The sequence below is a fragment of the Ruminococcus sp. RTP21484sp1_RTP21281st1_A8_RTP21281_210402 genome, from assembly GCF_040914025.1.
Classification (GTDB): domain Bacteria; phylum Bacillota; class Clostridia; order Lachnospirales; family Lachnospiraceae; genus Blautia_A; species Blautia_A faecis.
On record NZ_JBCPGE010000002.1, the window covers coordinates 19,137 to 37,755 of the forward strand.

The 18,619-nt window shown below is 41.4% G+C and carries 18 protein-coding genes; 16 read left to right on the top strand and 2 right to left on the bottom strand.

Annotated features, from left to right (window positions below):
- Window positions 1–72: 72 nt before the first annotated feature.
- On the bottom strand, window positions 73–612 hold the full coding sequence (locus tag AB5170_RS01005) for a nitroreductase family protein (RefSeq protein WP_368361327.1): 540 nt from the start codon (window positions 610–612) through the stop codon (window positions 73–75).
- 187 nt (window positions 613–799) lie between these two features.
- Here AB5170_RS01005 and AB5170_RS01010 point away from each other — a divergent pair, with 187 nt between their 5' ends.
- The 11 genes from AB5170_RS01010 to AB5170_RS01060 all read left to right on the top strand — a co-directional run bounded on the left by AB5170_RS01010 (window position 800) and on the right by AB5170_RS01060 (window position 12,188).
- A complete protein-coding gene (locus tag AB5170_RS01010) occupies window positions 800–1,285 on the top strand; it encodes an RNA polymerase sigma factor (RefSeq protein ID WP_368361328.1) in 486 nt (161 codons plus the stop codon).
- Between the two features lie 64 nt (window positions 1,286–1,349).
- Complete coding sequence (locus tag AB5170_RS01015; protein WP_368361329.1) at window positions 1,350–1,850, top strand: hypothetical protein; 501 nt, start codon at window positions 1,350–1,352, stop codon at window positions 1,848–1,850.
- Window positions 1,851–2,012: 162 nt separating this feature from the next.
- A complete protein-coding gene (locus AB5170_RS01020; RefSeq protein WP_118577632.1) occupies window positions 2,013–2,807 on the top strand; it encodes a GNAT family N-acetyltransferase in 795 nt (264 codons plus the stop codon).
- Between the two features lie 195 nt (window positions 2,808–3,002).
- On the top strand, window positions 3,003–3,539 hold the full coding sequence (locus AB5170_RS01025; protein ID WP_118577631.1) for a DUF3877 family protein: 537 nt from the start codon (window positions 3,003–3,005) through the stop codon (window positions 3,537–3,539).
- Window positions 3,540–3,639: 100 nt separating this feature from the next.
- Entirely contained in the window at window positions 3,640–4,032 is a 393-nt protein-coding gene (locus AB5170_RS01030; protein ID WP_118577630.1) for a VOC family protein, read from the top strand.
- Between the two features lie 71 nt (window positions 4,033–4,103).
- Entirely contained in the window at window positions 4,104–5,909 is a 1,806-nt protein-coding gene (locus tag AB5170_RS01035) for a sensor histidine kinase (RefSeq protein ID WP_118577629.1), read from the top strand.
- The gene (locus AB5170_RS01040; protein ID WP_368361330.1) at window positions 5,881–7,494 is read left to right on the top strand and encodes a response regulator; all 1,614 of its coding nucleotides are present in this window, start codon (window positions 5,881–5,883) and stop codon (window positions 7,492–7,494) included. The genes AB5170_RS01035 and AB5170_RS01040 overlap by 29 nt, the downstream gene beginning before the upstream one ends.
- Before the next feature lie 144 nt (window positions 7,495–7,638).
- Window positions 7,639–8,931: an ABC transporter substrate-binding protein gene (locus tag AB5170_RS01045; RefSeq protein ID WP_368361331.1), complete on the top strand. Its 1,293-nt coding sequence runs from the start codon at window positions 7,639–7,641 to the stop codon at window positions 8,929–8,931.
- A gap of 77 nt (window positions 8,932–9,008) precedes the next feature.
- Window positions 9,009–9,893: a carbohydrate ABC transporter permease gene (locus AB5170_RS01050; protein ID WP_118577626.1), complete on the top strand. Its 885-nt coding sequence runs from the start codon at window positions 9,009–9,011 to the stop codon at window positions 9,891–9,893.
- The gene (locus AB5170_RS01055; RefSeq protein WP_118577625.1) at window positions 9,890–10,729 is read left to right on the top strand and encodes a carbohydrate ABC transporter permease; all 840 of its coding nucleotides are present in this window, start codon (window positions 9,890–9,892) and stop codon (window positions 10,727–10,729) included. The genes AB5170_RS01050 and AB5170_RS01055 overlap by 4 nt, the downstream gene beginning before the upstream one ends.
- 67 nt (window positions 10,730–10,796) lie before the next feature.
- A complete protein-coding gene (locus AB5170_RS01060) occupies window positions 10,797–12,188 on the top strand; it encodes a glycoside hydrolase family 32 protein (RefSeq protein WP_173715739.1) in 1,392 nt (463 codons plus the stop codon).
- A gap of 174 nt (window positions 12,189–12,362) precedes the next feature.
- Here the strand turns inward: AB5170_RS01060 and AB5170_RS01065 are convergent, their stop codons facing one another.
- Window positions 12,363–13,061 carry a FadR/GntR family transcriptional regulator gene (locus AB5170_RS01065; RefSeq protein WP_173770790.1) on the bottom strand — a complete coding sequence of 233 codons (699 nt, stop codon included), beginning with the start codon at window positions 13,059–13,061 and terminating at the stop codon, window positions 12,363–12,365.
- Between the two features lie 280 nt (window positions 13,062–13,341).
- On the opposite strand from AB5170_RS01065, the gene AB5170_RS01070 reads away from it, so the two are divergent.
- Genes AB5170_RS01070 through AB5170_RS01090 form a run of 5 tightly spaced genes read left to right on the top strand, consistent with a single transcriptional unit; the run spans window position 13,342 to window position 18,419 of the window.
- Entirely contained in the window at window positions 13,342–14,697 is a 1,356-nt protein-coding gene (locus AB5170_RS01070) for a GntP family permease (protein ID WP_368361332.1), read from the top strand.
- Window positions 14,698–14,710: 13 nt separating this feature from the next.
- A complete protein-coding gene (locus tag AB5170_RS01075) occupies window positions 14,711–14,947 on the top strand; it encodes an HPr family phosphocarrier protein (RefSeq protein ID WP_173715741.1) in 237 nt (78 codons plus the stop codon).
- A gap of 17 nt (window positions 14,948–14,964) precedes the next feature.
- Window positions 14,965–16,710: a dihydroxy-acid dehydratase gene (gene ilvD, locus AB5170_RS01080; RefSeq protein WP_173715742.1), complete on the top strand. Its 1,746-nt coding sequence runs from the start codon at window positions 14,965–14,967 to the stop codon at window positions 16,708–16,710.
- 2 nt (window positions 16,711–16,712) lie between these two features.
- The gene (locus tag AB5170_RS01085; protein ID WP_148461520.1) at window positions 16,713–17,765 is read left to right on the top strand and encodes a sugar kinase; all 1,053 of its coding nucleotides are present in this window, start codon (window positions 16,713–16,715) and stop codon (window positions 17,763–17,765) included.
- A 15-nt stretch (window positions 17,766–17,780) separates the two neighbouring features.
- The gene (locus AB5170_RS01090) at window positions 17,781–18,419 is read left to right on the top strand and encodes a bifunctional 4-hydroxy-2-oxoglutarate aldolase/2-dehydro-3-deoxy-phosphogluconate aldolase (RefSeq protein ID WP_227198687.1); all 639 of its coding nucleotides are present in this window, start codon (window positions 17,781–17,783) and stop codon (window positions 18,417–18,419) included.
- The last annotated feature ends 200 nt before the right edge of the window (window positions 18,420–18,619 follow it).

The following is an 18,619-nucleotide window of genomic DNA, read 5'->3' on the forward strand; positions in this document are numbered from 1 at the left end:
CTATAGCGTGCCCTCAAAATTGTTCCCACAAATTGTAACTCACATCTTGCAGAAAGCCTTTTCAAACACGTTTTAAAAGAACTTCAGAACATCCTCCAACTCTCTGCGTCTCGGACGGCTGGGCTCCTCATCGGCTTTTCCCACAGCAATAACGGAAACAATGGTTTCACTTTCCGGAATAGAAAGCATTTCACGAATTTTGTCCCCATCCCGAAGTCCCATGATCAGAGTGGAAAGACCAAGCTCTGTGGCTTTCAGAATCAGGTTTTCGTTCTGAAGACCAAGGTCGTAACAGCCCCATCCATTTCCAATCTCATTATCAGGAGTGCCGTCTGTCTGGAAACCGGCACGGTTATGTACGAAGGTAGTGACAATCAAAGCTGCATGCTCAGTTTTTACATCGTTATTCGCGTAACACAGGCATTTCTTACGAAGCTTCTGACTCATGTCCTCTGATAAAACACAGTAATAACGACCTGTTTCCGTATTTTTCCATGATGGTGCTTCCAAAGCGGCCTGTACAAGCTGCTGGATCTGCTCTTTGGTAACGTTTGTATGGGAACTGTACTTACGCACAGATCTTCTGTTCTCAATAAGTGTCTGAAATTCCATGAAAAAGCCCCCTTAAAGTATGTTTTGGCTGTATTTTAGCATAATTCATTGGATGTGAAAAGTTAAAATTTTTTGTAACCTTTCCCCCTCTTTATTTGTATAATTAGTGAAGGTACCCGACACAAGAAAAAAACAGACCGCTGCTGTTCAGACTGTTTCAGACTGATCAGCAGCCAGAGGAGTTCTCATGAGACAACCAGTTCAACAGCTGATCCAGCTCTACCAGAACAATCTTTTTACCGCAGCGTTTAATATCTGTCAGAATCAGATGGATGCGGAGGATGCTGTTCAAGAGACGTTTGTTCAGTATTACACCAGCAGAAAAGAATTTGAAAATGAGCAGCACATCCGGGCATGGCTCCTTCGTGTGGTTATCAATAAGGCGAAAAATATAAACAGGACTTTCTGGAAGAAAAATAAATGCTCTCTGGAGGATTATATGGAAACCCTTTCTTTTCCAGATTCCCAGTCAAGAGATTTGTTTGAAGAGGTAATGAAGCTTCCGGGCAAGTACCGCATTGTGATTCACTTGTTTTATTACGAAGATTATCTCGTCAGGGAAATCGCCGAAATCCTGAAGCTTTCAGAAAGCAATGTAAAGGTTCGGCTTTCCAGGGGAAGAGCCTTGCTTAAGGATTCTTTAAAGGAGGAATGGGAAAATGACGAATGGTGAAAAATATAAAAAAGCTTTTTCCGTATTGCAGACTTCAAAGGGCTCATTACAGGAGGTTGAAAACATGGCAAAATTACAGAAAAGAACAAAAATGAAAACTGCAGCCGCAGTGCTTGCAGGCTGTATTATCCTTGGAGGAACCGGTACTGCATATGCAGCGAATGTTGGAGGTATCCAGCGCACGGTTCAGATCTGGCTTCATGGTGATCAGACACAGGCGACCTTAGATGTTTCCAATGACGGTACTTATACCATGGAATACTATAATGAGGATGGCACACTTCATCAAACCGGTGGCGGTGGAGTATCTATTGATGCTGACGGAACTCAGCGCGCCCTTACAGCGGAAGAACTTATGGAAGAAATTAATTCCCCGGATGTAGAATATAAAGATGATGGAAGCGTATGGGTTTATTTTCACAATCAGAGTATTGACATTACCGACAAATTTGATGATAATAATGTTTGTTTTGTAAAGGTTACAGATGGAAAAGAGACATTCTATTTAACGGTGAAATATAAGAATGGGTACACTTTTTCAAATGATAAATATATAGAACCGTAGAGCATTTTTCAAATACGTTCTAAAGCGTTTCGCAGGCGTGGAACAGCTGACTTTGACTTTCATATATGGTGCTGTCACCGACAAGTCTGTTTGGATAAATGAATTAAGCAAGGATGGCGAGGGGCAAAGGTCTCTCGCCTGATTTACGTAAGGGGGATGAATATGATTTATGAATTAAAAGAAACGGGCAGAGCCACTGCTCTTTTTGCAGGCTGGCAGGATAGTGTAGTCTGGTCCGCATTGCAGGGAGTGATGGGAAAAATCTATGTGGATTCTCTGGAAAAACCGGAGAGTGGTGTTGTTATGCTTGGGGATTTCTGCTTCCTGAGTGGAAAACCAAAATCAGAGATCATTTCCGGAGCTTTGACAAACAGTGCATCAGAGGAAGTGATTCTGGTTCCGCAAAATGATGACTGGGCACAGATGATTGTGGAATGTTACGGGGAGAAGGCAGAGAAAGCGATCCGTTATGCAATCAAAAAGGAACCTGGAATCTTTGATTTAAAGCAGCTTCAGAAGGTAGCACAGAGTTTGCCAGGAGAGTATGAGATGAGACTGATCGATCAGGAGCTTTTTGAAATTTGCAGAGATACACAGTGGAGTAAGGATTTGACAGCAAACTACGAAAGCTATAGTCAATACAAAGAGTATGGACTTGGTGTTTGCATTTTAACGGGCGGGGAAGTAGTCGCCGGAATTTCCTCTTATTCTGGTTATGGCAGAAGAAGTGACGAGAATCTTGGATGTCATGGTGGAATTGAAATTGAGGTAGTAACCCGTGAGGACTACCGGAGAAAAGGTCTTGCATATATCGGAGCGGCGCGGCTGTTTCTGGAGTGTGACAAACGCGGGCTTTATCCAAACTGGGATGCAGCCAACAAAATGTCAGTAGGACTGGCAGAGAAACTGGGGTATCATTTCAGTCATGAGTATGTGGTTTATAAAGTGAAAAAGTAAGTTGCGGCGAACCTGGAAGTATGGTAGAATATGAAAGACTGAAACGAAACATTATATAATTGTGATTTTTGTTATAAAAAAGCAAAGAAAACACTCATAATAGAAGAAAATTGTCAATTGATTGAAAAAGCAGCGGAAGCATTCAGCTGAAAGAATGGGATGTAAGGCCGCTTTTTAGTGGAAGTAGGAGAACTTATGACTGGATTTAAGAAGCTGGAAAATAGTTTAATAGATGTAATAAAGGAAGAACAGGCTAAGCTTGGCTTTAAGGAAGAGAAGATTCACTTATATTATCCGCTATCTTCCCTAAATCATTTTTTTTCTGTGCAGGACAGTGCAGAAGAAATGTTGGCTCGTCTGCAGAATCTGCCGGAAGAGCTGACTTCCAAGCTGGGAAATGTGGCGGTGTCTCATAAAGGGGACAGATTCTGTTTTTATATTCCGGAGCCTGGAAGCGTTTATGTGCATGAGAATATGAAAGAGAATGAATTTATCAAAGTGCTCATCGAACTGGTTCAGAAGCATGACTGCACAAAGGTGAAATTACTTGACCTGTTTACTTCTTACTGGGAAAAAACAGAAAGTCAGGAAATGGACAATGGAGAATTTGATTTCTATATCCGTTTCCTGGATAAGGCAGATGATACCTATTATTACTGCTTTAAGGATGAGGGATTCCATTTCATTTATCACAGATTTCTGCCAGAGGATTATGAGGATTTTGGATTTTGAACAAGCGTAAATCTTGACAAACAAGAAAACTTGTGCGTATATTGTTAAAAAGCTATTGGACAAAACATATTTTTTAACAGAGTTTAAGGGGGAAACGAAAATGGATTTGAAAAACTATTCAACAGGTGTCCAGCATATTGGAATTCCAACAAATGATATTGATAAAACTGTAGATTTTTACCATAAACTGGGTTTTGAAACAGCTTTTGAAACAGTTAATGAAGAGGCGGACGAGAAGGTTGTATTTCTGAAGCTTGGAACTCTGGTTGTAGAAACATATGAGAATCATGCAGCAGTCCTTCGGGTTGGTGCAATTGATCATGTTGCACTCGATGTTAAGGATATAGAAGAAATTTATCAGTACATTAACCAGGCTGGTTTGAATACCACACAGGACAGTATTCATTTTTTACCATTCTGGGAAAATGGAGTAAAGTTTTTCACTATTGAAGGACCGAACAAAGAGAAGGTTGAATTCAGTCAGTACTTATAAAGGATATTTATAACAGGAAGCCGGTACATTGCCTGAAACAATGTACCGGCTTTTATAAGGTGGATGGAAAAATGAAAAAGTTAAAAAAATGGTTTCTGAATCTTTCAATTCAGAGAAAATATCTGTATTGTACACTAGGCATTACGTTGGTTGTGCTTTTGGCAACCAGCTTTTTCCAGTTTATGTCTGCATCTGAAATTGTAACAGAGCAGACTGTGAAACAATCGGCAGGAGTGATTAATGAGCTGTCTGTTAATCTGGATCATTATTTCGATATGGTGGAAAATTCATTTGAGTATATCGCGAATAATAGTATTGTACAGGCAGAACTGGAATCAGATGAACCATATAAATCTGACGGTTCCGAGCTTTATTCTTATTATTCAAGGGCAGGTCAGATCAGACGTCTGCTGCTGCAGGGATATACGAGCATATATATGAATGATATTCAGCTGTACGGATATAATGGTGCAAACCATCTTCTTTCCAATGACAGAGGAATCAATGAAGAAAGCTCCGAAATTTCCTGCACAATGGCAGAAAATGCAAATGGACGTTGTGTTTACTATAATGCAGCGGACGAAAATCTGATTTATATGGCTAAACAGATAAAAGATGTATTGACTATGGAACCTCTTGGAGTTTTGCGGGCTTCTATAAAAATCAGCTATCTGAAGAAAATGACGCTTACAGCACAGGAGTCCCTGTTTGCTCATATATTTTTACTGGATCAGGATAACAACATTCTGCTGGAAAGTGTCGGTGAAAATAAAGATTTGAAGGATCAGAAATGGGTGGATCAGATTAATGGAAATTCCGGAAACCTTCGGCTTAATCTGGACGGGAAAGCTTACAATCTCGTTTACCAGACAAGCTCAGATACAGGACTTACGGTTGTGGGAATGATTCCTACCAGCTTTTTGCAGAAAACGGCTAGGGAACTGGAAAAAACCACTGTGTTGTTAATCGGAATCAGCATTCTGCTATGTGTATTTCTTGCAAATATTATGGCGCGTGGAATTACAAGACCTATTGAACGAACCAGTAATGCCATGAAAAAATTTGCCAAAGGAGATTTCTCAGTGCGCCTCCCGGAAGAACGAACAGATGAAATCGGAGCGATGAATTCTGTTTTCAATCAGACGATTGAGAAGATTGAAAAGCTGCTGAAGCAGATCGTCGAGATGGAAATGGTAAATAAAGATATAGAATTTCAAGCATTGCAGGCACAGATCAATCCGCATTTTCTTTACAATGTACTGGATACCATTAACTGGATGGCTAGAAAAAAAGGGGAAGAAAATATCTGCCGGATGGTAACTGCAATCAGCAATCTTATGCGGGCAAGTATTAGTAATAAACGAAGCATGGTACGTGTGAAAGAAGAATTGAAATACATTGAAGACTATCTTTTTATTCAGGAAACAAGATATGGAGATAAATTTACTTCGTATATTGAGGTAGACGAGGAACTGAACGAACTGGAAATTCCTAAGATGGTAATACAGACGCTGGTTGAAAATGCGGTCGTTCATGGAGTTGAAAATGCCACCTGGGACTGCTTCCTCTATATTTCAGGAGAAGTTCAGGATGGTATAGCAGTATTCAAAGTAAAGGATGACGGTGTGGGAATATCTGCAGAAAAGCTGAAAACCCTTATGAACATGGAGGAAGAGCCGGAACATAAGGCAGAAAGAACACATACGAATCTGGGCATTTATGCAGTGCAGAAACGTCTGGAATATGTATATCACGGAAAAGCAAAAATGACGATCACATCGGAACAGGAGAAGGGAACTCTGGTAGTGCTGGAAATTCCTTTGAAAAAAGCGAAGGAGATTATGGAAAATGGAACTTCAGGTAATGATATTGGATGATGAGTATATTATTCTGGATGGCTTGTGTTCTTTTCCCTGGTCTGATTATGGATATCAGGTAGCAGCTACTGCGAAAAATGGTCTGGAGGGACTGGAAAAGCTGGAGCATATAAAGCCGGATCTGATTCTTACAGATGTTCGGATGCCCGGAATGGATGGTCTGGATTTTGCGGAGTGGGCTCACGAGATGTATCCGGATACGGTTATTGTAATCCTGACAGGTTACGACAGCTTTGCCTATGCTCAAAAAGCAATCACTATTGGCGTGAAGGAATATCTGCTGAAGCCAATTGACTATGAGGAATTAAAAAATATGGCAGCCCGGCTTGCAGAAGAGATACATGCAAAAAAAGATGAACAGCAGGAGGTTCGGGATTTACAGAAATATTTTAATCAGTCTGTACCAGAGCTGAGATCTAAATTTGCAGGGAATCTTCTCTATGGAAGGATCCAGGGAAAAGGTGTGGTGCAGGAGCAGGCGAAATCCCTTAAGCTGACCATCGAAAAATACATTGTATGTGTTGGAAGAAAGGTAGTTGGGGAAAAACAACTTCACGAAGGCGACAAATGGATTGAAGAATTTGCCTGTATTAATATTTTTGAGGAAATTTTCAACAATTACAACATACAGGTGTTGAGTGATTATAATACGGCTACAGCTGAGTATAACTTCATACTTTTGTTTGCGAAAGAGGAAGAAAATCAGAAATGTATGGATCTTGCACTTCAGGCCTGTGGAAAAATTCAGGAAGAAGTGGAACGGTATCTGAAGGCATATATGAATTTTGGAATCAGTGATATTTCAGAAGATGAGTATCAGGCAAATGCCCAGTACCGAAAAGCCCAGAAGGCCTGCAGACAGTGTATTTATCTTGGAGCGAACATTATTCTGAAATATGAAGACCTGCAATATGAAGAACAGAAGGATTTTGTAATTACACCGGGAGAAAGAATGCATTTTATGATGACTCTGTTTCAGGAGAGCTTCGAAAAAGCGGAAGATGAATTGCGTCAGCTGTTTGCCAAAGCACCGGAGGATGGGGAGGCTGTAAAATTTGCAGCAATGGATCTGCTGTTCGGATGCATGAAGTTTCCGTACACCTGTGCAGTAGACAGTGAAATACACAATAAAAACTGGAATTTTTCTGTATTGCAGGATGGAGTAAAGCGTATTTCCCAATGTGAAACTACAGAAGAAGTTCTGACCTGTATGTTTAATCTGTTTGGGACTTTGATCAAGCAGAATACAGAAGGCTCAGATGAACGAAACCAGAAACTGGTTCAAAGTATATTATCATACATTGAGAAAAATTTTGCTACAGATATTTCAATGGATGATCTTACAGAAAAGTTTCATGTAAGCCGAACCTATATCAGCCGGCTTCTGAAGAAATATGCAGGAAAAAGCTTTCTGGAATATCTGACAGATGTGCGTTTTAAGCATGTGGAGAAGCTGATAGCAGATGATCGCTATAAGCAATATGAAATAGCAGAAATGGTAGGATATAAGGATTTCGGATATTACATTAAGGTGTTTAAAAAGCGATACGGCATTACCCCTAATGAGTTCCGTAAACATATCTAAAAGCAATGGGAGATTTGTGCACAAAAGGAAACTGTGTACAAATCTCCCATTTTTACGTTTATTTCCAATTGTTTATAAAAGCACCAGAAGGTAAAATAAAATCATCAAAAGCGAGGAAACCTAAAATAAAAGGAGGAAAATGAAATGAAAAAAATGAAAAAAATGAGAAAAATGGTATCTCTGGCGTTGACAGCAGCTATGACAGCTGGTCTTATGACAGGAATGGGGGCGTTAACAGCTTCAGCAGACAGCGAGAGAACCAAGATTACTGCACTGTTAAAAGGAACGGAATCAACAGAGCAGTTTCAGACCTTTGACTATCTTCTAAAAAACTTCTGTGACGAGAAAGGCCTGGATTATGAAATTGAACTTGTAAACGATATGCAGGACTATTTCACAAAGCTGCAGATGTACATCAACAGTGATACACTTCCAGACATCTTTGGATGCCCGAATGGAACACTTTCTGCAGCCTGCAAGGATATTGATGCTCTGGTTGATGTAGGTGCAGAGTTAGAGAGAAACGGATATGCAGATAAATTAAACGGAGCAATTCGTGATTTCCTTACCGATGCAGATGATGGAAATTTATATTTGTTCCCACAGGGATTGTACTGCGAATACTTTATGTATAGAAAAGATATTTTTGAAAAAGCAGGAATCACAGATGCTCCTACAACCTGGGAAGAGTTTGAAGAGGACTGCCAGAAAATCGCAGATCAGGGTGAGATTCCGGTAATCGTAGGTGGCTCTGATGCATGGCAGCTTATGAGATATCTTTCCTTCTCTCCATGGAGAGTAACAGGTCCTGAATTTATCCAGGGATATCAGGCAGGAACAGATTCCTTTAGTGAGAACGAGTCTGCAAAATATGCAGTAAATCTTCTTTCTGATCTTGGAACAAAAGGATATTTTGAGCCTGGATTTGCAAGTGTAGACTTCACATCCGCATGCAACCTGTTCTTCGGTGGTACAGGAGCAATCTTCTATACTGGTTCCGGACAGATCAGCCTGGCAGAAGAAATGTATGATAATGGAGAACTTGGATTCTTCCCGGTACCGGATACAGAAGGAATGGACAATATGTCTACAAATGTACCGATTCATGCTGGATTTGCAGAAGGATTCAATAAGGCTACATATGATGATACAATGCAGGAATTCTTTGACTACATGTGCGAGAACTTCTCAGACGCTTGCTACACTCAGGCACATGTATTCTCTCCATTTAAAGAAGATTCTCTTCCAGAAGGACTTCCGCAGCTGTACTATGACACTCAGCCAATGTTCGAGAACGCAGAAACAGCATGGACTTCCTGGGATGATAAACTTGATTCTGATGTGCTGACTAAAATCGTTGATGAACAGCAGAAACTGGCACAGGGAATTACCACACCAGATGAATTTATTGAAACCTGTGATTCTTTTGTTAAATAAAGAATTTTAAGCATGCAGGAATGAGACTGGCGGATTAATCGTCAGTCTCTTTTAAAGAAAGAAGAGGAGGGAATCTTATGCAGAAAGCATTTGGAAAAAAATCAGTAATTTTCATGTTCCTTTTTCCTGCATTCCTTATCTATACTGCATTTGTTATTGTGTCCATTGTATGGGCAGGCTATTACAGCTTTTTTGACTGGAGTGGTGTAGGCGAGAAAGTATTTGTAGGATTTAAGAATTATGCGGAGCTTTTAACCCAGGATACGGTGTTCCGCTCTACAGTATGGCATACGATTATTTATACCATTATCAATGTGGCAATTCAGGTATTTGGAGGTTTGTTGTTTGCAATCCTTCTTTCCAGAATCAAAAAAGGAAGAGTTGCTTTACAGACCTTGTACTACATTCCGGTAGTAATTTCATCTGTTGCAATCTGTCAGATTTTTACAAAGCTGTTTTCTGTAACACCGATTGGAATCATAAATCAGATTTTATCATTTGTGAATCCTTCATTTAAGTTCATGGAGTGGATATCAAATCCTCAGATTTCTTTGTATGTAACAGCATTTGTAGAGGCTTATAAATATCTCGGTCTGTATATGGTTATTTTCTATGCAGCACTGATCGGAGTACCGGATGAACTGGGTGAGGCAGCATTGATTGACGGAGCAGCAGTATGGCAGGAATATCTGTATGTAAAAATCCCATACATCAAACCGGTTATCATTGCAAACTGTCTTCTGGTATTAAATGGATCCTTAAGATCCTTTGAATTCTCATATCTGCTGACACATGGCGGACCTGGAAATGCTTCTGAGCTTATGACAACTTACATGTATAAACAGGCATTCAGCAGTATGAAGTATGGATACGGAAGTTCTGTAGCCATTATGATCGTAATCATTTGTATGGTAGTTGGTTTATTATTCCGTAAATTTTCAGGAGAGGGGGAAGATGAATGAAAAAGAAAAAAGTTTCCATTTCAGGTATTATTAAATGGGTCATTGCGTTACTCCTGGTTATTATGCAGGTGTACCCCTTCTTCTATGTATTTACCTCCAGCTTTAAATCCCTGGATGATTTCAGAAAGCTTCCGGCATATGCACTTCCATCTAAGTGGGTATTAACAAACTTTATTAATGTTTTTACAAAGAGCCATATGCTGACTTATTTTAAAAACAGTATTATCGTTTTGATCGGTGTATTAGTTCCATTACTTTTATTTGCGCTGATGGCTGGATTTGCACTTAGTAAAATTAAATTCAAAGGAAGAAAAGTAATCCTGAACTATTTCCTGCTTGGATTAATGCTTCCTATGCAGGTTGCCTTGATTCCCTTGTTCAGTATCTTTAATAAAATGGGACTGATCAATACATATCCGGCAATTATTTTACCGCAGATTGCATTTTCATTGTCCTATTCCATCCAGCTGTTTTATTCCTTTAACAAATTCTTCCCGGAGGAAATGCTGGAAGCAGCTATTATTGACGGATGTTCTCCAATGGGCTGCTTTTTCAAAATGGTAGTTCCAATGTCCTTGAACTCTATCATTACCGTAGCTACCATGCAGGCTGTTTTCTGCTGGAATGAATATATCAATGCTTATACATTTACAAGATCAACAGATATGAAAACAATTACACTGGGTCTGAATGACTTCGTGGGAAGTATGGGACTGACTGACTGGGGCGCAACCTTTGCGGCAATAACAGTTACAGTACTTCCAGTATTTATTTTCTATTTCTTCAGCAGCAAGAAGATGCTTGCAGGTATGACAGCCGGTGCTGTGAAGGGATGAGTATTTAAATAAAATTTACAGATTAAGGGCAGATATATGCCTGTAAAGAAAAGGAGAATATATTATTATGCAGAAATTATACTATCAGTTTCCGGAAACCTGGTTCGGCGATTGTATGCCATTCGGACATGGGGATAAATTCTATTTATATCATCAGAGAGATACCAGAAAACCGGGACCATTTGGAGAGCCATTTGGCTGGGATTTAGCAACAACCTCGGATTTTGTTCACTACGAAGACTGTGGTGTGGCAATTCCAAGAGGAACTGACGAAGAGCAGGATCAGTTTATTTTCGCAGGAAGCGTTTTTGAAGCAGAAGGACAGTATCATATTTTCTACACTGGTTACAACCGTGATTATCCAGCTCTTGGAAAACCGTCTCAGGTACTGATGCATGCATATAGTGATGATCTGGTTACCTGGCACAAAACTCAGGATGCTCTTACCTTTACCCCACAGGAAGGCTATGATCCAGATGACTGGAGAGATCCATGGGTGATCCGTGATGAAGAAAATGATCAGTACTTACTGATTCTTGGAGCAAGACTGCAGGGACCGAAAACAAGACAGACAGGAAGAACTGTTAAGTTTACATCCAAGGATCTGAAAAACTGGAAGTTTGAAGGCGATTTCTGGGCACCGGATCTTTATACCATGCATGAAATGCCAGACCTGTTTAAAATCGGTGACTGGTGGTATCACATTGTGACTGAATACAGTGACAGAAGCAAAATGGTTTACCGTATGAGCAAGAGCCTGAATGGTCCATGGATCGCACCGAAGGATGATGCATTTGATGGCAGAGCTTATTATGCAGGACGTACTTTTGAGCTGAATGGACAGAGAATTCTGTTTGGATGGGTTGCAACGAAAGACAAAGATGATGATGACGAAAACTTCATCTGGGCAGGAACCTTTATGGCGCATGAGGTATACCAGAAAGAGGATGGTACTCTTGGTGTAAGAATTCCGGAAACAGTATGGAATGCTTTTGACAAAGAGGAAAAGAAGGATGATTTCGTTATCGATACACCAACTAAGAGTTCAGAAGTAGTTGTTGGAAGAAATACCGGTGACATTTTCAAATTCGAAGCAGATGTGGAATTTTCTGAAGGCACAAGAACATTTGGCGTGAGATTTTATGAGGACGAGGACAAAGCAGAATCTTACCAGTTTGTATTTAATACTACAGAGAACCGTTATGTATTCGAGAAGAAACCGAACTGGCCATGGCCAGCAAATCAGAACATCGGACTGGAAAGACCGCTTGATCTGATTCCTGGAAAGAAATACAATATCCGTATGATCGTGGACGATACAATTGCGACAATTTATGTTGATGGTGTGGCTTTGAATGCACGAGCATACAAGAGACCAGGAGAAAGCTTATCTTTATTTGCGTCAGAAGGAAGTCTGAAGGTTACAAATTGTAAGGTGACTACCGGGCTGAAGAAATAAGTCGCAAAAAGGAAATTTTTAAGGCTTCATTAAACAGATACATAATTTTATAAAAAAGTCATAGGGTATCATAAGAGATATTGTATAAGTTCCAAATCTTATGATACCCTTTTTATGGATTCCACGTAATATAAAAATATCAATATTGTTATAAAAACAATAAAAATATAGCATTTATTCAGAGTCTTTTTTTATCATCTGAATCCGCTTACGGTTATAAACCAGATGCAGATACATGGCATCCTGTGCGCGGAGCGGGTCATGAGCGGCAATGGCATCCGCAATCTCACGGTGGGTCTCTATGGTCTCATCCAGCAGTGTACCTCTGGTGGTCTCTACAAACAGAGGAATCGAGCTGTTGATCACAGGAACCAGTCTTGGAACCACAACGTTTTTGCTGCTCAAAGCAATGGCTGCATGAAAATCTATATCCTTTTGTGTATGGTTTTCATGTTTTTTTAATAAGTCTTCTACTTCATCGCAAAGCGCGGTGATTTTTTTTATGTCTTTTTTATCGGCACGTGTGGCTGCCATTGCAGCAATAGGGGGCTCAAGGAGGAAGCGCACTTCCAGAAGGTCATTGATCAGCTTTTGCTTATTGCCGATAAAGGTAAAGCCTAGTGGGTCATCCACCATTCCGGGGGAAGAAGCAATATAGGTACCAGAACCCTGTCGGATCGTAACAATATTTCGGGATGCGAGAAGCTTCATGGCTTCCCGGACAGAACTTCTTCCTGCATTCAGACGTTCTGAGAGAATAGTTTCATTCGGTAATTTATCTCCTGGCTGTAAGTTTTCTTCTAAAATAAGTGTAATAATGTCCTCTGATATTTTTTGAGGAAGACTTTTTTCTTCTGATAACAAATTCGTCATATGATTTGCTCCATTTCTGATGTGATAATTCCTGTATCTTATGATAATGTTTTTTGAAATCAATGTCAAAATGCTAAATTGCACAAAAATAAATACAAAAATTTAGATAAAATTCCGTATTGCGTTTTTGGAGAATAGAATATACTATAAATACATCAGATGAATTCAAAGGAAAAAGACAGCAACTAAAGGGAAAATTACGTAAAAGCCACAGAAAAGGTCAGATGAATTCATTGAAAGATTGTAAGACATCAGATGAATCAAGGAGGTAAAAGGAAAAATGGAAGAAACAACTTTTGCGGCAGATCCAATGAGACTGATGATCGCGGCGGCGGTGGGAATTGTGATTCTGCTGGTACTGATCATCAAATTTAAGCTTCATCCGGTTCTGTCAATGATGATTTCCGCTATCATCATCGGAGCGGGAGCAGGAATGCCGCTTACGATGATCTCGGACACAGTAGAAAAAGGTGTTGGAAAGACATTGCAGGGAATTGCGCTTCTGGTAGGACTTGGTTCCATGTTTGGCGGAATCCTGGAGGTAAGCGGAGGAGCCCAGAGAATCGCAGAGACATTGATCAGTAAATTTGGCCAGAAAAAAGCCGGCTGGGCACTTGGACTTACAGGACTTGTAATTGGCACCACCGTATTTTTTGAAGCTGGTGTTGTGGTATTGATCCCATTGGTGTTCAGCGTTGCGAAACAGACCAGAAAATCCACCCTGTATTATGCGATTCCCCTTCTTTCCGGTCTGGCAAGTGGCTATGCTTTTGTTCCGCCGTCTGCTGGCTCGGTACTTGTGGCAAATGCACTTGGCGTGAATCTGGGAACCATGATCATGGTAGGAGTTCCGACAGCGCTGATCTGTATGATGGTTTCCGGAATTTTCTGGGGAAGCTTTGTTGGCAATAAGATTTACACAGAGCTTCCGGCAAATGTGGAAGAGATTAAAGACGATGGAAAAGACCTTCCGCCCTTTGGACTGGTCTTAGGGGTGATACTGATTCCACTGGTTCTGATTCTTCTCAGCACGTTATCCAAGTATATGCCGCTTCCGGAAGGAGTAAAGGATGTTCTGGGATTCATAGGAAAACCATTCCTTGCATTAACCATTGCAACGCTGGCATCTATGTACTTTCTTGGAATCAAACGAGGATTTACAGGTGCCCAGTTAAAGAAAATCCTGGATCATTCACTCAGACCGGTAGGTATGATTCTTCTGGTCATTGCCAGCGGTGGAGTGATCCGGTGGATGCTTCAGGATTCCGGCCTTGGAAATATTATCGGACCGGTGCTGGAGAAGAGTGGTCTTCCATTGATCCTGATCGCATTTCTCATTGCCCTTCTGGTCAGAGCTTCTGTAGGAAGTTCCATTGTAGCGATGACAATGGCATCCGGAATCATGGCGACCATGCCGGCTGTAATGGGTACCAGCATGCTTTACAGAGCTGCTATGTGCTGTGTAATCTGTGGCGGCGCAACTGCACTGAGCCATGTGAATGATGCAGGCTTCTGGCTGGTAACTTCATTCCTTGAGATCGACGAAAAGACAACCCTGAAATCCTGGACGATCATGGAGACACTGATCGGTGTTACGGCACTTATTGTAAGCTTTATTGTTTCAATCTTTGCATAGGAGGCAGGACGCAATGATAAAGATACCGGTTTATTTAAGAGATATGTGTGATGCCAAGCATCTGGTGCAGGCTGCATCAGGATGTGAGAAAAATGTAGATCTGATCTGTGGAAGATATATTGTAGATGCGAAATCAATGCTGGGTGTGTTCAGTCTGCCAACATTTGATGATGTAGAACTTGGAGTAGAAGAAGAGGACGAAGAGAAACTCAGGAAAACACTGGAAAGTTTAAAGCTTATCAGAGAATAAAAATGGAGGAAAAAATCATGCAGTTAAAAAGTCAGGAAATGAGAAAGCTTGCACCGGAGCTTGATCCGCTGCGTATTGGAACAGGATGGACAAAAGAAGATCTTGGAAAAGTCCAGGTTATGGTTGAAAGCACCTATGGTGACAGCCATCCGGGAAGCGGACATCTGAATATCCTTGTAGAAGAAGTCCGCAAAGGAATCGCAGAAGAAGGCGGTTTCGGAGCACGTTATAACTGTACCGATATCTGCGACGGTGAAAGCCAGGGAACAGATGGAATCAACTACAGTCTGGCCAGTCGTGAGATGATCGCTAATATGATTGAAATCCATGCAAATGCAACTCCTTTTGATGCAGGTGTATACCTTTCAAGCTGTGACAAAGGTGTTCCTGGAAATCTGATGGGACTTGCCAGAGTAAACATTCCTTCCGTATTTGTTCCAGGTGGAACCATGAATGCCGGACCGGAAATGCTGACCCTGGAGCAGCTTGGAATGTACAGCGCAAAATTTGAGCGTGGCGAAATTGATGAAGAGAAGCTCGACTGGGCAAAATGCAATGCATGCCCAAGCTGTGGCGCATGTTCCTTTATCGGAACTGCATCTACCATGCAGATTATGGCAGAGGCACTTGGACTTGCACTTCCAGGCACAGCCCTGATGCCTGCAACCAGCCCTGACCTTCTTGACTTTGCAAGAGAAGCGGGAAGACAGGCAGTGAGAATTGCCCAGATGGAAAATATGCGTCCTTCCGACATTGTGACTATGGACAGCTTTGAGAACGCAATCCTTGTTCATGCTGCAATTTCAGGAAGCACCAACTGTCTGCTTCATCTTCCGGCAATTGCCCATGAGTTTGGCATTGAGATCACAGGTGATACCTTTGATAAGCTGCACAGAAATGCAAGATATCTTCTGGATGTACGTCCGGCAGGCCGCTGGCCAGCAGAGTGCTTCTACTATGCAGGTGGTGTACCGGCAATCATGGAGGAGATCAAAGATCACCTTCACCTGGATGTCATGACAGTTACCGGAAAGACATTAGGTGAAAACCTGGAAGAACTGAAGAACAACGGATTCTATGAAAAATGTGATAAATGGCTTCAGGAATTTAACAAACGTTACAACGTAAATGTTACGAAGGAAGACATCATCCGTCCATATGACAAAGCAATCGGAACAGATGGAAGTATTGCAGTTCTCCGTGGAAATCTTGCTCCGGAAGGCGCAGTGATCAAACACACTGCATGCCCGAAGGAAATGTTTAAATCTGTTCTCCGCGCAAGACCATTTGACAGCGAGGAAGAATGTCTGGATGCAGTTCTGAAGCATAAGGTTCAGAAGGGTGATGCAGTTTTCATCCGTTACGAGGGTCCAAAGGGAAGCGGAATGCCGGAAATGTTCTATACCTCTGAGGCAATCAGCAGTGATAAGGAACTTGGAAAGAGCATTGCCCTGATCACAGACGGACGTTTCTCAGGAGCATCTACCGGCCCGGTTATCGGACACTGCAGTCCGGAGGCTGTTGATGGAGGACCGATCGCTCTTGTGGAAGAAGGAGACCTTATCGAAATCGATGTTATGGAAAGAAAACTGAACATCATCGGAATCGCAGGAGAACGCAAGTCTATGGAAGAAATCGATCAGATTCTTGCCCAAAGACGTAAAAACTGGAAACCACGTGAAATGAAATACAAAAAAGGTGTCCTGAGACTTTTCAGCCAGCATGCTGCAAGTCCAATGAAGGGAGCTTATCTGGAGTATTGATTATGAAGTATAAATTTATTACCATCGGCGAGATCATGCTTCGCCTGACTCCGCCAGATTATGAAAAAATCAGAACAGCAACATCTTTTGAGGCAAGATATGGGGGAAGTGAGGCCAATGTGGCCCTCTCCCTTGCAAATCTTGGAGTAGCTGCCTCATTCTTTACAGTAGTTCCGGGAAACAGTCTTGGAAAAAGTGCTGTACGTATGCTGCGAAGCAATGACGTAAATTGCGACAGCGTAGTTTATTCAACAGAAGAAGAGACACCGACACATCGGCTTGGAACCTATTATCTGGAGACGGGTTACGGAATCCGCCCAAGTAAAGTGGTGTATGACAGAAAGCACAGTGCCTTTTCAGAATATGACTTCAGTAAAACAGATGTGAAGAAACTTCTGGAAGGTTACACCTGGCTTCATCTGAGCGGTATCACTCCTGCACTTGGAAAAAGCTGCAGTGAACTGATCCTGACCTGCCTGAAAACAGCAAAAGAGAATGGTATGACAGTCAGCTTTGACGGAAATTTCAGAAGTACATTGTGGAGCTGGGAGGAAGCAAGAGATTTCTGTACCCTCTGTCTTCCATACGTAGATGTTCTTTTTGGAATCGAGCCTTACCACATCTGGAAAAATGAAGAAGATCATACCGCAGGTGATGTAAAGGATGGTGTTCCATTCCAGCCGGACCGTGAACAGCAGGAAAAAGTCTTCAAGGCTTTTGTAGAGAGATATCCGAATATCAAATGCATTGCAAGACATGTGCGTTTTGCACACAGCTGCAGCGAGAACAGCCTTATGGCTTATCTCTGGTTAAACGGAAAGATTTATGAAAGCAAACGGCTTACCTTCCATATTCTTGACCGTGTTGGAGGTGGAGATGCATTTGTAAGCGGTATTATTTATGCACTGATGAATGAATATACACCGGAGGATATTGTGAACTTTGGTGTTGCAGCCAGTGCAGTGAAGCATACCATTCATGGTGACGGAAATATTACAGATGATGTTTCCCTGATCAGACATGTGATGGAAATGAATTTTGATATAAAAAGATAACGAAAGGAAATTCAAATGATGGATATAGCAGAAAAGTTTCAGAAGCTTGGTGTTGTTCCGGTAGTTGTGCTGGAAGATACAAAAGATGCAGTACCCCTTGCCAAGGCACTTGTTGAAGGTGGACTTCCATGTGCAGAGGTAACTTTCCGTACAGAGGCAGCTGAAGAATCAATCCGTCTGATGACAGAACAATTTCCGGAGATGCTTGTAGGAGCAGGAACTGTTCTTACCAGAGAGCAGGTGGATGCAGCTGTAGCAGCTGGTGCGAAGTTTATTGTAAGCCCTGGATTTGATCCGGAGATTGTAGATTACTGTCTGGAAAAAGAAATTCCTGTTTTCCCAGGCTGCATCACACCGTCTGAGGTTGCACAGGCAGTAAAAAGAGGCCTTAAGGTGGTAAAATTCTTCCCGGCAGAACCAGCAGGCGGAGTTTCCATGATCAAGGCTATGGCCGCACCTTATGTGGGAATTAAGTTTATGCCCACTGGCGGTATCAATGCAAAAAATCTGGAAGATTATCTTTCTTTCGACAAAATTATATGCTGCGGCGGAAGCTGGATGGTAAAAGGAGAACTTGTAAAAAATGGAGAATTTGACAAGATCAGAGAACTGACAGCAGAAGCACGAAAACTGGTTGATTCCATCCGAAAATAATCGGAGGTATTACACATATTCATATTCACAAAAAACAGGATCCTGCATGAAAACAGGATCCTGTTTTTTACACACATACACTTCATACATTAAAAAAACCCCCATAAACCCAAACTCTCCCCCTCTATCCCAACCCCATCGTATGAGTTAAGATAATATCAACAAAGGAAAGCAAAAACAAATAAATGAGGAGGGAATGG

What these genes read in the sequence shown, in the direction of transcription:
- AB5170_RS01005 (WP_368361327.1), bottom strand. Translation starts at nt 612, where the DNA reads ATGGAATTTCAGACACTTATTGAGAACAGAAGATCTGTGCGTAAGTAC.
- AB5170_RS01010 (WP_368361328.1), top strand. Translation starts at nt 800, where the DNA reads ATGAGACAACCAGTTCAACAGCTGATCCAGCTCTACCAGAACAATCTT.
- AB5170_RS01015 (WP_368361329.1), top strand. Translation starts at nt 1,350, where the DNA reads ATGGCAAAATTACAGAAAAGAACAAAAATGAAAACTGCAGCCGCAGTG.
- AB5170_RS01020 (WP_118577632.1), top strand. Translation starts at nt 2,013, where the DNA reads ATGATTTATGAATTAAAAGAAACGGGCAGAGCCACTGCTCTTTTTGCA.
- AB5170_RS01025 (WP_118577631.1), top strand. Translation starts at nt 3,003, where the DNA reads ATGACTGGATTTAAGAAGCTGGAAAATAGTTTAATAGATGTAATAAAG.
- AB5170_RS01030 (WP_118577630.1), top strand. Translation starts at nt 3,640, where the DNA reads ATGGATTTGAAAAACTATTCAACAGGTGTCCAGCATATTGGAATTCCA.
- AB5170_RS01035 (WP_118577629.1), top strand. Translation starts at nt 4,104, where the DNA reads ATGAAAAAGTTAAAAAAATGGTTTCTGAATCTTTCAATTCAGAGAAAA.
- AB5170_RS01040 (WP_368361330.1), top strand. Translation starts at nt 5,881, where the DNA reads ATGGAACTTCAGGTAATGATATTGGATGATGAGTATATTATTCTGGAT.
- AB5170_RS01045 (WP_368361331.1), top strand. Translation starts at nt 7,639, where the DNA reads ATGAAAAAAATGAAAAAAATGAGAAAAATGGTATCTCTGGCGTTGACA.
- AB5170_RS01050 (WP_118577626.1), top strand. Translation starts at nt 9,009, where the DNA reads ATGCAGAAAGCATTTGGAAAAAAATCAGTAATTTTCATGTTCCTTTTT.
- AB5170_RS01055 (WP_118577625.1), top strand. Translation starts at nt 9,890, where the DNA reads ATGAAAAAGAAAAAAGTTTCCATTTCAGGTATTATTAAATGGGTCATT.
- AB5170_RS01060 (WP_173715739.1), top strand. Translation starts at nt 10,797, where the DNA reads ATGCAGAAATTATACTATCAGTTTCCGGAAACCTGGTTCGGCGATTGT.
- AB5170_RS01065 (WP_173770790.1), bottom strand. Translation starts at nt 13,061, where the DNA reads ATGACGAATTTGTTATCAGAAGAAAAAAGTCTTCCTCAAAAAATATCA.
- AB5170_RS01070 (WP_368361332.1), top strand. Translation starts at nt 13,342, where the DNA reads ATGGAAGAAACAACTTTTGCGGCAGATCCAATGAGACTGATGATCGCG.
- AB5170_RS01075 (WP_173715741.1), top strand. Translation starts at nt 14,711, where the DNA reads ATGATAAAGATACCGGTTTATTTAAGAGATATGTGTGATGCCAAGCAT.
- ilvD (WP_173715742.1), top strand. Translation starts at nt 14,965, where the DNA reads ATGCAGTTAAAAAGTCAGGAAATGAGAAAGCTTGCACCGGAGCTTGAT.
- AB5170_RS01085 (WP_148461520.1), top strand. Translation starts at nt 16,713, where the DNA reads ATGAAGTATAAATTTATTACCATCGGCGAGATCATGCTTCGCCTGACT.
- AB5170_RS01090 (WP_227198687.1), top strand. Translation starts at nt 17,781, where the DNA reads ATGATGGATATAGCAGAAAAGTTTCAGAAGCTTGGTGTTGTTCCGGTA.